The 12,937-nt window shown below is 72.4% G+C and carries 9 protein-coding genes and 1 pseudogene; 6 read left to right on the top strand and 4 right to left on the bottom strand.

The annotated features are described in order from the left end of the window. Positions 1 to 208 precede the first annotated feature (208 nt). Positions 209 to 1,213, top strand: a complete 1,005-nt coding sequence (sbnA, locus tag IE271_RS06935) for a 2,3-diaminopropionate biosynthesis protein SbnA (protein WP_190189274.1) — start codon at positions 209 to 211, stop codon at positions 1,211 to 1,213. Between the two features lie 144 nt (positions 1,214 to 1,357). On the opposite strand, the gene IE271_RS06940 is transcribed toward sbnA, so the two are convergent. After that, the gene (locus tag IE271_RS06940) at positions 1,358 to 2,635 is read right to left on the bottom strand and encodes a cytochrome P450 family protein (protein WP_190189275.1); all 1,278 of its coding nucleotides are present in this window, start codon (positions 2,633 to 2,635) and stop codon (positions 1,358 to 1,360) included. 274 nt (positions 2,636 to 2,909) lie between these two features. Between IE271_RS06940 and IE271_RS06945 the strand changes: the two genes are divergently transcribed. From IE271_RS06945 to IE271_RS06955, 3 genes are all read left to right on the top strand, one after another. Then, positions 2,910 to 4,643: an FAD-dependent oxidoreductase gene (locus tag IE271_RS06945; protein ID WP_190189276.1), complete on the top strand. Its 1,734-nt coding sequence runs from the start codon at positions 2,910 to 2,912 to the stop codon at positions 4,641 to 4,643. Then, the gene (locus IE271_RS06950; protein ID WP_190189277.1) at positions 4,595 to 5,623 is read left to right on the top strand and encodes an amidohydrolase family protein; all 1,029 of its coding nucleotides are present in this window, start codon (positions 4,595 to 4,597) and stop codon (positions 5,621 to 5,623) included. The genes IE271_RS06945 and IE271_RS06950 overlap by 49 nt, the downstream gene beginning before the upstream one ends. A gap of 231 nt (positions 5,624 to 5,854) precedes the next feature. Beyond that, positions 5,855 to 6,883: a polyphosphate kinase 2 family protein gene (locus IE271_RS06955; protein ID WP_190189278.1), complete on the top strand. Its 1,029-nt coding sequence runs from the start codon at positions 5,855 to 5,857 to the stop codon at positions 6,881 to 6,883. Positions 6,884 to 7,305: 422 nt separating this feature from the next. Here the strand turns inward: IE271_RS06955 and map are convergent, their stop codons facing one another. After that, complete coding sequence (gene map / locus IE271_RS06960) at positions 7,306 to 8,088, bottom strand: type I methionyl aminopeptidase (RefSeq protein ID WP_190189279.1); 783 nt, start codon at positions 8,086 to 8,088, stop codon at positions 7,306 to 7,308. Positions 8,089 to 8,372: 284 nt separating this feature from the next. Then, entirely contained in the window at positions 8,373 to 9,248 is an 876-nt protein-coding gene (locus IE271_RS06965) for a helix-turn-helix domain-containing protein (RefSeq protein ID WP_190189280.1), read from the bottom strand. Between the two features lie 199 nt (positions 9,249 to 9,447). Here IE271_RS06965 and IE271_RS06970 point away from each other — a divergent pair, with 199 nt between their 5' ends. Next, complete coding sequence (locus IE271_RS06970; RefSeq protein WP_190189281.1) at positions 9,448 to 10,368, top strand: alpha/beta hydrolase; 921 nt, start codon at positions 9,448 to 9,450, stop codon at positions 10,366 to 10,368. 91 nt (positions 10,369 to 10,459) lie between these two features. Beyond that, positions 10,460 to 10,727 (top strand): annotated as a pseudogene (locus tag IE271_RS06975) (aldo/keto reductase); the annotation flags it as partial. Between the two features lie 41 nt (positions 10,728 to 10,768). Here IE271_RS06975 and IE271_RS06980 read toward each other — a convergent pair. Beyond that, positions 10,769 to 12,724: an APC family permease gene (locus IE271_RS06980; RefSeq protein ID WP_190189282.1), complete on the bottom strand. Its 1,956-nt coding sequence runs from the start codon at positions 12,722 to 12,724 to the stop codon at positions 10,769 to 10,771. Positions 12,725 to 12,937: the final 213 nt, after the last annotated feature.

A 12,937-nucleotide genomic window follows, 5' to 3' on the forward strand; every position in this document is an offset into this window, starting at 1 on the left:
CCGGTCCGGTCCGGCGCGACCGGCCCGCCGGCGCATCGCGCGCACGACGGCCGCCGGCGGGCGGCACCCGTCCGCGCACGGCTCACCCACACGCACAGGCGAACGCGTTGCCCCGCGCACGACGAGACCGTCCATCAGGACTCAGCCCTCACCGCCGGCGGCCGGAGCGCCGTATCCGTGCACAGTCCGTGCGGACAACCAGGAGACCATGTTGATCGCCGACCACAGTTACGACCTGATTCCGGACGACATCTTCCTGCGGGTGCGGGACGTCGCCGGCCTGGACCGGTTCTACATCAAGGTGGAGGGCCTCAACCCCGGCGGTTCCATCAAGATGAAAACGGCACGTGGTCTGGTCGAGGCGGCCGAGGACTCGGGCGCCGACATGAGGCGGGTCCGGCTCATCGAGTCGACGTCCGGCAACCTCGGCATCGCCCTCGCCGTCGTCTGCGCCGCGAAGAACTACGAGCTGACCTGCGTCACCGACGCGAACGCCAACGCGTCGGCGACCGCCGTCATGCGCTCGCTCGGAGCCGAGGTCGTCGTCCTGCGCAACCGGGACGCGAACGGCGGCTTCCTCGGTTCCCGCATCGCGTACATCCGGCGGCGGCTGGCCGGCGACCCGAACCTGTACTGGTTGAACCAGTACGCCAGCCCGAGCAATCCGGCGGTCCACGAGCGGTCCACCGCGCCGGCCGTGCTGGCCGCCTTCGAGAGGGTCGACTACCTGTTCGTCGGAGTGGGCACCGGCGGCACCCTGATGGGCTGCGTGGACCACTTCCGCCGGCACAGCCCGTCGACCCGCATCGTCGCGGTCGACACCGTGGGGTCGGTGAGCTTCGGCTCGGCCCCGGGCACCCGGCACATCCCGGGCCTGGGCATGAGCCGGCCGTCGGAGATCCTCGACCGTAACGCCCCGGACGAGGTCCTGCTCCTGCCGGAATGGGAGACGGTGCGCGAATGCCGCTGGCTGGCCCGGCACACCGGCCTGCTCGCCGGCGGGTCGACGGGCACCGTCCTGGCCGCCGTGCGGCGGCGCGGGGCCTCGATCGCCCCGGACAGGACCGTCGTGGCGCTCGCGCCGGACATGGGTGAGCGCTACCTCGGCTCGCTGTACGACGAGCGCTGGGTGGTCGATCGCGGGCTGGAGCGGGCCCTCGGACACGGGACGCGGACCGCGGAGGGACGCCGCGACGAACCCGTCCCGGCCTGACGCCGCCGGCGGTTCCGGAACCCGCCGGTACGACGGCGTGGTCAGGAGGCGCGCCCGGGACTTCCCGAAGGCCGGCGCGGTTGCCGCGACCCGCCGGACGCGATCGCCGGGACCCGTTGCCGGACGCCCGGGACGCTCTGGCGCTCAGTCGGTCGGGGTCTCGGAGGGGTCCAGCATCACGGGCAGGCGGGTCAGGCCGCGGAAGGCGGGGAAGGGCACGGTGAGCCACTCGGCCTCCTCCGCCGGCCGGGCCAGGGAGATCCTCGGGAAGCGGCGGAAGAGGGAGGCCAGGGCGATCTGCATCTCCATCCGCGCCAGCGGTGCGCCGATGCAGTAGTGCGGCCCGGTCCCGAACCCCAGGTGGCTGCTCTGCACGCCCGGTCTCGTGATGTCGAAGGTGTCGGGGCGCTCGAACGAGGCGGCGTCCCGGTTGGCCGAGGTGATCGCGATCTGCACCAAGGAGCCCTTGGGGATGAGCGTCCCCGCGACGGTGATGTCCTCGAGGGCGTGACGGAAGGTCGCGTTCTCCACCGAGCCCTCGAAGCGGATGATCTCCTCGACCGCGTTCGGGAGGAGCTCGGGCGAGGTGACGACCTGCTGGAGCTGGTCGGGGTGGGTCAGCAGCGTGTGGACGGCGTTGCCGATGAGGTACGCGGTCGTCTTGTGGCCCGCGAAGAGCAGGACCCACAGGGTGGACAGCAACTCGCCGTCCGTCAGCGAGTCCTGCTCGTCCCGCGTCTGGACGAGGACGCTGAGCAGGTCGTCCTCCGGGCGCTTCCTCTTGCGGGCGATGAGGTCCTCGAAGTACTCCCGCAAGCCGTTCTCGGCCTCGGCCAGACGGGCCTTGTCCTTCTTGCTGAAACCGGTCCGCGCCACGACCGAGCACAGTTGCTGGGCCTTCTGCCTCTCGCTCTCGGGAACGCCGATGAGCTCGCAGATCACCTGGAGCGGGAGGGGAAAGGCGAAGTCGGACAGGAGGTCGACGGGCTCCAGGGTGGTGAACCTGTCGAGCAGGGCGTCGGTGATCTCCTGGACGCGCGGGCGCAGGGCTTCGATACGGCGGGGGACGAAGGCGCGGTTCACGAGCCGGCGCAACCGTGTGTGCTTGGGCGGGTCGGCGAACAGCATGTTGTCGTCGAGGGCGATGGAGGAGTCGCCGAAGACGGAGCGGTAGGCGTCGACCGCCGCGTACATGTCCTTGCTGATCCTCGGGTCCGCCAGGGCGGCCTTCGCGTCCTCGTACCGGGTGATGAGGTAGGAGTCCACACCGTGGGGCGGGGTGAGGCGGCTCACGGGCGAGGCTTCACGCAGATGCCGGTACAGGGGATGCGGGTTCGACCGGTACACCGGGCAGCCCCGGGACGCCGCGTCCACTGCCCGGGCCGTCTCGTCCGCGGTCCCCTGCTCTTGCGTCTGAGTCATCGGCTGTCCTTCTTCTCTTCCCGCACGGGCACGGGCCGGCTGAGACGCTGCAATGCATTGACGGCTCCCGGAACGAGGAAACGCGATTCACTCCGACGCTGACCGACGTCGTCGGCACCACGCCGCAGCGGTACGGAAATCGGGCTGTGCAGGGGAAAGGCTCGATTGCTGATCCGGAGGGCGTGTGGCAGCTTCGGACCCAGGGCCACGACGAGCGTGAACGCTCCCCCCTCGAATCCACTGCCGGGTCACCGAAGGAGAACGCGCCGTGGACATGCGTGACAAAGACATGGTGCCGGTGGTGATCGTGGGCGGCTCGCTCGTCGGGCTGTCCGCGTCGGTCTTCCTGGGACGGCTGGGCACCGCCCATAGGGTCGTCGAACGCCGCGCGGCCACTTCCGAGCACCCCCGCGGCCGGGGGAACAACATGCGGACGATGGAGTTGTTCCGCACCGCCGGCCTGGAACCCGACATCAGGAGGGCAGCGGCCACCCTGTCCGGCAATCACGGCATCCTGCAGACGGACACACTCTCCGCCGGCCGCGGCACATGGCTCTCGGCCCGGCTCACCGGCCGGGCCCCGGAGACGGAGGTCTGCTCCGCCGCGCGGTGCGCGTGCAGCCAGAACGACCTGGAGCCGGTCCTGCTGGCGCACGCCCGCGAACTGGGCGGGGACGTTCGCTTCGGCACGGAGCTGGTCTCCTTCACCGAGAGCCGGGACGGGGTGACGTGCGTACTGCGCGAGAGGGAGAGCGGCCGGACGTACCCGGTGCGCACGGCGTACCTCCTGGCGGCCGACGGACCGCGCAGCCCGGTGCGCGAGCGTCTCGGCATCGGGCGGAGCGGACGGGGCGACCTGTTCCACAACGTCAGCGTCACCTTCCGGAGCAAGCGCCTGCGCGAGGCGGTGGGCGACCGGCGCTTCCTCGTGTGCTACCTGAACGGCACCGAGGGCGAAGGGGTCCTGCTGCCCGTGGACAACGAGGAGGCATGGGTCTTCCACGTCCCGTGGTTCCCCGAGCGCGGCCAGACGCTCGAGCACTTCACCGACACGCGCATCGCGAGCCACATCAGGGCCGCCGTCGGCGTACGGGACGTGGACGTCGAGGTCACCGCACGGGCCCCGTGGCACGCGGCGGACCGGGTGGCCGACCGGTACCGGCGGGGACGTGTCTTCCTCGCCGGCGACTCGGCCCATGAGATGCCCCCCACGGGCGCCTTCGGCTCCAACACGGGCATCCAGGACGCCCACAACCTGGCCTGGAAGATCACGGCGGTGCTCCGGGGCTGGGCGGGGGAGGGACTGCTGGACACCTACGAGAGCGAACGGCGCCCGGTCGCCCTGGCCACCAGCGCCCGGGCCATCGAGCAGGCCGCACGCGAGCAGCACCCCGGCTACACCCCCACGCAGGGCCCGGGCCGGGGCACGGACCTGATGACCGTGGCGCTCGGCTACCGGTACCGGTCCACGGCGGTGTCCGGCGCCGACGCCGGCGCACCGGTCATCCCCGCGTCGCTCCGCCTGCGGGCGGATCCCGGTACGCGCGCCCCGCACATGCCCGTCGTGCACGACGGCGTCGCCAAGTCCACCATCGACCTGTACGAGCGATGTTTCGTCCTGCTCTGCGGCCTGCCCGACGGACCGTGGCCGCCGGCCGCCCACCGTGCGGCGGCCGGGCTCGGCGTCCCCTTGACGGCCTACAGCATCGGTTCCGGCCCCGGCTTCGACCTCGACACCGGAACCGGGGACTGGGCCGCCGCACACGGTGTCACCCCGCGGGGCGCCGTGCTCGTCCGCCCCGACGGCTTCGTCGCCTGGCGCTCCAGCGACGTCCCCACGCGTCCCGAGGCCGAGCTGACGCGTGTTCTCGAAGGCGTCCTCAGCCTCGAACCCGCTCGTCAGCCCCTCGACCCGTTCGACCCACCGACCCAGACCGACCACCCGCAGGGAGTCCTCCCATGCCCCACGCCACTCAGACCACCCAGCTGCAGGCCCCGGACGACATAGGTCTTCGGACCGCGCACGGCGCCGGTGACGCCCGGCACGAACGAATAGACGTCCACCACCACTACACCGCACCCGAATGGATCCGGTGGGCCGAGGACAAGGGGGTCGCACACCGTGACAAGCTGCCGCCGTGGACCCGGTGGGACGAAGCCGCCGCACTGGCCCTGATGGACCGGGCGGGCACCCGCACCAGCGTCCTCACCGTCGCCATGCTGGGACGCCTGAAGGAACCGGTGGTACGCAAGGAGAGCGCGCGGGTCGCGCTCGAAGCCGCCGACGACCTCACCAGCAGACACGGCGGCCGTTTCGCCTTCTTCACCCCCATCTTCCTCGACGACGCCGACCTCTCCCGCTGGTCCGTCGCCCACGGAATGGACCGGCTCGGCGCGGTGGGGGTCAGCGCGCGCACCAGCGTGGGGGGCACCTACCTGGGCGACCCCGGGCTCGACCCGATCATGGCGGAGCTCGACGAACGCGCAGCCGTGATCAGTACGCATCCCATGGAAGTGAGCGCTCCCGGCGCCCCCCGGGGCGTGCCGCCCTTCGTGTGCGACTTCCTCATGGACACGACGCGCGCCGCACTGAGCCTCATCATGAACGGCACCCTGGACCGCTTCCCGCGGCTCACCTTCATCCTTCCGCACGGCGGCGGGTACCTTCCGTACATCGCGAGCCGGATCGAGGTCTTCGGCCGCCGGCTCACCCCGGCCGTCGACCCCGGCCGCGTCCGCGACTACCTGCACCGTTTCTGCTACGACACGGCCGCCCCCATGTCACCGTGGGCCACCCCCACGCTGCTCGCCGCGGTCGGCTCCTCCCGCATCCTCTACGGAAGCGACTGGCCGCCCACCCCCGCCCGCGTGGTCACCGAAGTGACGGCCCCCGCGCTGGACGGGGACCCCGCCCTCGGCGACCGGGAACGCGCCCGCATCAACCGCGGCAACGCCCTGCGCATCCTGCCCGCCCTCGCACGCGCCTGAGGCGACGGGCCCGGGGCCGCGTGCGCGGCGCCCTGGGCCCCTCGTGCCCGACGGTGCTCCTCGCCGGGCGGAGGACGGGGCCGCCGTCCCCGTCGTGTGCCGTCCGGGCGGCCCGGCGGGAACCACCCGCCGGGGGTGAGGCGGGTGGCGCGCGGCGCGGCGGATGCTTCCAGGACTCCGGCGATCGGGTGGGGGAGGGGACGGCGCGGCGCGCGGCGAAGGGACGTAGCGGTGAGGGCCGAGGAGAGGGACGGGCGCACAGCGGACTTCATCCGGCCGCTGCGGGTGGAGCCGGGGACGAAGGTGAGCCTGGCCGACGACTTCGACCCCCGGTTCAAGGCGGGTGTCCGCAAGAAGGACGGGGTCGAACTGCTCCGCGGGAGTGTCGAACTGCTCGCCGACCACCAGCGGCGGCTCGCCGCCGAGAGCGCCTTCGGCGTGCTGGTGTGCCTGCAGTCCCTGGACGCGGGCGGCAAGGACGGCACGATCCGCCATGTGATGAGCGGGCTGAATCCGCAGGGCGTGCGCGTGTCCGCCTTCAAGGTGCCCTCGGCCGAGGAACTCGACCACGACTACCTGTGGCGCTATGTCCGCCGGCTGCCCGGACGCGGGGAGATCAGCATCTTCAACCGGTCCCACTACGAGGAGGTCCTGGTGGTGCGCGTGCACCCCGAGAACCTCGAACGGCAGCGGCTGCCGGAGGCGGCGCGCGGCCCGGGCGTCTGGGAGCGGCGGTACCGGGAGATCAACGACTGGGAGCGCTACCTGACCGACAACGGGTTCCGGATCGTGAAGCTGTTCCTCAACCTGTCCAAGGAGGAGCAGCGGGTCCGTTTCCTCAAGCGGATCGAGGTGCCCGAACGCAACTGGAAGTTCTCGGCGGCCGACGCGCGCGAGCGGGAACGGTGGGACGACTACCAGCACGCCTTCTCCGAGATGCTCTCCGCCACCAGCACCGACTGGGCTCCCTGGTACGTCGTACCGGCCGACCGCAAGTGGTTCGCGCGCCTGTGCGTCGGTACCGTGCTGGCGCACACCTTGATCGAACTCGACCCCCGGTACCCCGACGTCGGCGACGCGGCCCGCCGTGAGCTGGCCAAGGCCAAGCGGGAGCTCGAACGCCAGGCGCCCGACGCCGCCCCGGCCGGCCCGCACACGGTGCCCGCCCGCCGGCGCACCGTCGCAGAGGGGAAGGCTGCGGGAAAGGGCCAGGAGGCCGCGCAGTGCGGAAAGGCGGGAAAGGGCCGGCGGAAGGCGTAGCCGCCGGGACGCGGGGCCGGACCGGGGCCATGGGGCATGACGCACGAGCACACGCCGACGCGCCACCCATGTGCACGGGTTCGCCGGGCGCTCCGGCGCTCTGGACGGGGGGCGACGCCACCCACGCCGTGGAGCCGCCCTTCGTCCTCGACCGCACCCGCCCCTCCCGGCTGTACGGGCCCGCCGCTCTGCTCGGTCCTGGCCCCCGCAGGCCCCGCCGCACGCGTGCACCGGGTGCGGATCCGGTTCGCCGGAGCCGGCATCACCACCGACGACGCGTCAGCCCGGCCCGCCCCGTTGTCCCAAGGGGTCCGCGAAGACCCTGTCCTGCGGGTCCCCGGGCGGCTTCCGCCGGATCCGGGCACGGGCGAGGAGGCCGGCACCGCCGGGCAGAGACCGTGCCGGTGCGGTGCGTGCCCTTCTCACGGCCGTGCTCGCCCGGGCAGGGTGAGGATCTCGGCCCCGTCGCCGGTGATGGCGATGGTGTGCTCACTGTGGGCCGTCCGGCAGCCCGTCGCGCTCCGGAGCGTCCACCCGTCGGCATCGGTGACGAGCCCGGCGGTGTCCGCCATGACCCACGGCTCCAGCGCCAGCAGCAGTCCCGGGCGGAGCTTGTAACCCCGGCCGGGCCGGCCGGTGTTCGGAACGTGGGGATCCTGATGCATCGTCGATCCGATGCCATGCCCTCCGAACTCGGTGTTGACCGGGTACCCCGCCTCGCTGAGGACCGTGCCGATGGCGTGGGAGATGTCGCCGATGCGCGCCCCGGGCCCGGCGGCGGCGATCCCCGCGGCCAGCGCGCGTTCGGTCGCACTGATCAGCGCGACGCTCTCCGGGGGCCTCGTGCCGCCCACGACGAAGCTGACGGCGGCGTCCGCGGCGACTCCGCCCCGGGAGACGGCGAGGTCGAGTGTCAGCAGGTCGCCGTCGGCGAGCGTGTAGTCGTGCGGCCGTCCGTGGAGCACGGCGTCGTTGACGGCCGTGCAGATGTAGTGGCCGAAGGGGCCGCGTCCGAAGGACGGCGCGTAGTCGACGTAGCAGGACTGTGCTCCCGCCTCGACGATCATGTCCTTGGCCCACCGGTCGATGTCCAGGAGGTTCGTGCCGATCGTGCTGCGGCTCTTCAGCGTCTGCAGGATGTCGGCGACCAGGGCGCCTGTGTCTTTCGCCCGGGTCAGCAGGGTGGGGTTCAGGATCTCGATCATGCGGCGTCCTTCTCGCGCTACCAATAACTATACCGTCCTTACTATACCGGTATAAGAATGGGAGGCAGGGTCGGGCTGCCGCTTCCCCACCCCGCGGAGACCGAACGATGACGGCGCTGGACGGCCGACCGGCGGAATCGGTCTCTCCCTGCCTCCGCGGACGCCGTCGGCGTGCCGGCGCCGGCCCTCACGGGTGACGACCACGCCGGCCCGGGGACGACGGAACGGGACGCCTCGGTGAGGACCCGGCGAGACGGGGGCCGGGCGTCCGGGTGCCTGGGTGCTCACCGGGCGAGGTCCTCCGTCCGGTCGGTGCCGGGCTCCTCCCCGGTCCAGGAGGTGAGGATGCGCAGCGCGTCGTGGGAGGGGCTGCCGGGTTCGGCGGTCAGGATCATCAGGCGCTGTCCGGAGCCGTCGGGGCTGGCCCAGGTGTCGCAGTCGAGGGTGAGGTCGCCGACCAGGCGGTGGCGGTAGCGCTTGGTGCCGTATGCCGCGCCGTTGACGCGGTGTTCGGCCCACCAGGTGCGGAAGTCCGCGTCCTGCACGGACAGGTCACCGACGAGTCGGGCGAGCTCCGGGTCGTCGGGGTCGGCCCCGGCCTCCATGCGCAGCGCGGCGACCGCGTCCCGGGCGTCGTGCGCCCACTCCTGGTGCATCCCCCGGATCGCGGGGTCGGTGAACATCAGGCGCAGGTAGTTGCGCCGGTCCGCCGGCAGGGCGGCGAAGTCGGTGTACAGCGCCGCGGCGGCCGGGTTCCAGGCCAGGACGTCCAGGCGTTTGCCGAGGACGAGCGCGGGAGCCTCGGGGAGCTGGTCGAGCAGGCGCCGCATGGCGGGCCGTACCCGCTGGGTCTGCCGACGGCGGCGCGGCCGGTCGGCGGTCCGGCCGGCGAGCTCGTAGAGGTAGCTCCTCTGGTCGTCGTCGAGGCGCAGGGCGCGGACGAGCGTGGCGAGGACGGACGCGGAGGCCCGGACGCGGCCCTGTTCGAGCCGGGTGTAGTAGTCCACGCTGATCGCGGCGAGCCGGGCGACCTCCTCACGGCGCAGCCCCGCGACCCTACGGGCGGAGTCGGTGTCGGGCAGCCCGCACTCGTGCGGTGTCAGCTGTGCCCGGCGCGCCCTGAGGAAGGCGCCGAGGTGCGGTTCGGGTGACGGTTTCATGTTCCTCAGTGTCATGCGGCCGGGCCTGAGGGGACACAGGTGTGAGGGGGCAGGATCCTTCCCGGGCGGAAACCTGTCTCTCCCGGGGGCGGGGCCGGCGGCGGAGGGTGGGTGTGCGCCCGGCACGCCCCGGGCGCCGAGCCGCCCCACGGTGCGGCAGCCCTCACGCCTCGGCGTCGTCCTCGGGAGAGTCGCCCTCATGACCAGGACCAGTGTCGGTTTCTACAGTGCCGGTATCCCGATCGCCGCGCACCTCTGCACCCCCGGCAGCCCGGCCGACGGTCCGCGTCCGGCGCTGGTGGTCGGTCACCCCGGTACCGGGGTCAAGGAGCAGACCTCCGGCACCTACGCGCGGCTGATGGCCGAGCGCGGATTCGTCACCCTGGCCTTCGACGCCGCCCACCAGGGCGAGTCCGGCGGTCTGCCCCGGGGGCTGGAGGACCCCGCCCAGCGGGTGGAGGACTTCAAGGCCGCCGTCTCCCACCTCACCACCCGTGAGGAGGTCGACCCCGGCCGCATCGGCCTGCTCGGCGTCTGCGCCTCCGGCGGCTACGCGCTCGCCGCCGCCGGAGGTGACCACCGGGTCGGGGCCGTGGCCACCGTGTGCACCGCCGAACCCGCTCGGCAGTTCCGCTACGGCGCGGACGGCACCCAGGACCCGGCCGTCCTCCAGGGCCTCCTCGACGCCGCCGCCCAGGCGCGCGCCGCCGTCGCCCGCGGCGAGGACCCCGGCGTGATGGCCGTGTTCCCGGAAACGGCCGAACAGGCCGGCGCGCTCGGCGGCCGGCACGGTGCCGAGGGCTGGGAGTACTACTGCGGCAGCCGTGGCCGCCATGAGCGCTCGGCGAAGTTCCTCGCCTGGGAGAGCATCGACAGGATGGCCTCCAGCGACGCCTTCCACGCCGTCCCCCTCATCGGCCCCCGCCCGATCCTGCAGATCCTCGGCGAACACGCCGTCACCGCCTGGATGGGCCTGGAGACCCACCGCCGCGCCACCGGTCCCGCGGAGATCCACTGGATCAAGGGCGCCGGCCACGTCGACCTGTACGACAAGAGGGAGTACATCGACCCCGCCGTCGACAAGCTCACCGACTACTTCACCACCGCCCTGGGCAAGTGACGAACCGACCGGCGGGGGCAGGCGCACACGACGGAACGGTGGACCCGGCCCGCGCCCACCGCACGCCGGCGGCGGGGAAGTGCCGACTCGACCCGCAGCCGGCGCCCGGCTGATCCGCGAAGTGCCGCACCCCCGCACCGAATCGCTGCACGTCGTGACCAAGGTCGGCGCGGTCCGCGACCGGCAGGGCGGCCGACCCCCGGCCCGGCTCGCCGGCCGAGCCCTCCGAGGCGCTCGTCGAACTTCAGCGGCAGGGCCTCGTCCGGCACCTCGGAGCGAGTGACGCGACGGCGGAACAGATCGCCGGGGCACGCTCGACCGCACCGATCGTGTGCGTGCAGGACATGTACCGCCGCGCCCGCGAGCCGGCCGGCGAGAGGCGGTCCCGGCCGTGGTGCGCTCACCCGACGTGGACCCGTGGGCGTCGGGTGCGGTCGGGTTCCGCCTCGCGCAGGATCTCCCGGGTGACCGGGGCGACCTCGCCGTGGCCGAAGAGGAAGAAGCGAAGGAAGTTGGCGAAGGGGCCGCCTTCGGTCCACTCGAAGTAGATGTGGGGGATGCGGCCGGTGCTGTCGCGGACATGGAGGAGGAGCGCGGCCAGGGCGTTGGGGACCGATGAGCTGTCTGTGGTCAGGACGCGGTGGCGGCCGTGCATCACCTCGCCGCGCACGGTCAGGCCCGCCTCGAACTCCGAGGGGTCGGTGACGGTGACCTCGACGAAGACGAAGTCCTCCGTGGTGGGGAGGTCGTTGTCGTTGCGGATCTGCTCGGTCTTGTCGCGGTACTCGGCCGCGTCCCGGTTGTCCGGCTCGTTGGCGATGAACCGGATCTTGCGGTGCGCGATGTCCCGGACGAAGCGTTCCGCCATGGCGTCCAGCTCGACGTGGGTGACGCGGAGTTCGAAGGAGCGGGCGAGGCGGGAGAGGAAGGAGACCACGACGATGCCGGCGACGAAGCAGGCGCCGATCTTCACACCGTCCGGGCGCTCGACGACGTTCAGGACCGTGGTGTAGAGGAAGACCGCGGAGATGACGGCGAAGGCGACGGTCCAGCCGCGCTGACCGGCCCTGCGGGCGGCGATGGTCACCGCGACGGCCGCCGAGCTGATCAGTACCAGGACGCCGGTGGCGTAGGCGCCGCCCTGGGCGTCGACGTCGGCGTCGAAGATCCAGGTGACGAGGAAGCCGACGAGGGTGAAGACGATGACCATGGGGCGCACCGCGCGGGCCCAGTGCGGGGCCATGCCGTAGCGGGGCAGGTAGCGCGGCATCAGGTTGAGCAGGCCGGCCATCGCGGAGGCGCCGGCGAACCACAGGATGGCGATCGTCGAGACGTCGTAGACGGTGCCGAAGGTGTTTCCCAGGTACGCGTGCGCCAGGTACGCCAGCGCGCGGCCGTTGGCCTCGCCGCCGGAGGCGAACTCCCTCTCCGGGACGAGCAGCGTGGTGATGAAGCTGGTGGTGATCAGGAAGGCGCTCATGACCAGGGCGGCCGTGGTGAGCAGTCTCCTGGTGTCCCGGATGCGGCCTGTCGGCCTGTCCTCGGTGTCCGAGGTGTCGCCCTGGACGTGGGGCATCACGGCCACGCCGGTCTCGAAGCCCGACAGGCCGAGCGCCAGCTTGGGAAAGACGACCAGGGCCACGCCGATCATCACGAAGACGTTGCCGTGCTCGGCGGTCAGGGCGTGGGACCAGTCGGTGACGACGTGCCCTTCGGCGGCGACGTGCCGCAGGCCGGCCACCACCACGACCACGTTGAGCGCGAGGTAGGTCCCCACCAGGGCGACGGCGACCCCCATCGCCTCCAGGAAGCCCTTGAGGAAGACGGCGCCGAGAAGAGCGATCAGGACCAGGGTGACGACCAGTTGCCTGTCGCGCAGGGCGTCGGCCAGATGGGGGTTCTCCACCAGGTGGGTGGAGGCGTCCGCCGCGGACAGGGTGATGGTGACGAGGAAGTCGGTGGCCGCGAAGCCCAGCAGGACGAGGACGAACAGCTTGCCCTTCCAGAACGTCAGCAGCCGCTCCAGCATGGCGATCGAGCCCTGTCCGTGCGGGCTCTCCTGGGCGACCCGCCGGTAGACGGGCAGCGCCCCGGCCAGGGTGACGACCACGAGAACGAGGGTGGCCACGGGGGAGAGCAGGCCGGCCGCGAGGGCGGCGATGCCGGGCTGGTAGCCGAGAGTGGAGAAGTAGTCGACGCCGGTCAGGCACATCACCCGGTACCAGGGCTGCCCCTTGTGCGGAGGGTCGGGCCGGGCGTGCGGCCCCTGAAGGCCACCACCCCTGCCCATGTCGGACAGGCCCTCCAGCATCCAGGCCCGCAGGCGACGGGGCGAAGGGTGCTCGGTGGTGGCCATGGGGGCGCTCTCTCCTGACGTGCGGCTGGGGCCGGGTCCGGCCGTCGCGCGGACGGCCCGATCAGCATATGCAGAGCGTGACCCACAGGCCTTCGGGCGATGCGGCCGGACGTGTCAGGGTTTCGTCAGGAACAGCGTGCCGGACGCCCGCGATTCGGCGTCCGGCGCAGATCAGCGTGGTGGTTCCGGACGACTGCGCCGGCCGGGGGAGGG

Source organism: Streptomyces minutiscleroticus (genome assembly GCF_014650875.1).
GTDB lineage: Bacteria > Actinomycetota > Actinomycetes > Streptomycetales > Streptomycetaceae > Streptomyces > Streptomyces minutiscleroticus.

What these genes read in the sequence shown, in the direction of transcription:
- sbnA (WP_190189274.1), top strand. Translation starts at nt 209, where the DNA reads ATGTTGATCGCCGACCACAGTTACGACCTGATTCCGGACGACATCTTC.
- IE271_RS06940 (WP_190189275.1), bottom strand. Translation starts at nt 2,635, where the DNA reads ATGACTCAGACGCAAGAGCAGGGGACCGCGGACGAGACGGCCCGGGCA.
- IE271_RS06945 (WP_190189276.1), top strand. Translation starts at nt 2,910, where the DNA reads ATGCGTGACAAAGACATGGTGCCGGTGGTGATCGTGGGCGGCTCGCTC.
- IE271_RS06950 (WP_190189277.1), top strand. Translation starts at nt 4,595, where the DNA reads ATGCCCCACGCCACTCAGACCACCCAGCTGCAGGCCCCGGACGACATA.
- map (WP_190189279.1), bottom strand. Translation starts at nt 8,088, where the DNA reads ATGATCGAGATCCTGAACCCCACCCTGCTGACCCGGGCGAAAGACACA.
- IE271_RS06965 (WP_190189280.1), bottom strand. Translation starts at nt 9,248, where the DNA reads ATGAAACCGTCACCCGAACCGCACCTCGGCGCCTTCCTCAGGGCGCGC.
- IE271_RS06970 (WP_190189281.1), top strand. Translation starts at nt 9,448, where the DNA reads ATGACCAGGACCAGTGTCGGTTTCTACAGTGCCGGTATCCCGATCGCC.
- IE271_RS06980 (WP_190189282.1), bottom strand. Translation starts at nt 12,724, where the DNA reads ATGGCCACCACCGAGCACCCTTCGCCCCGTCGCCTGCGGGCCTGGATG.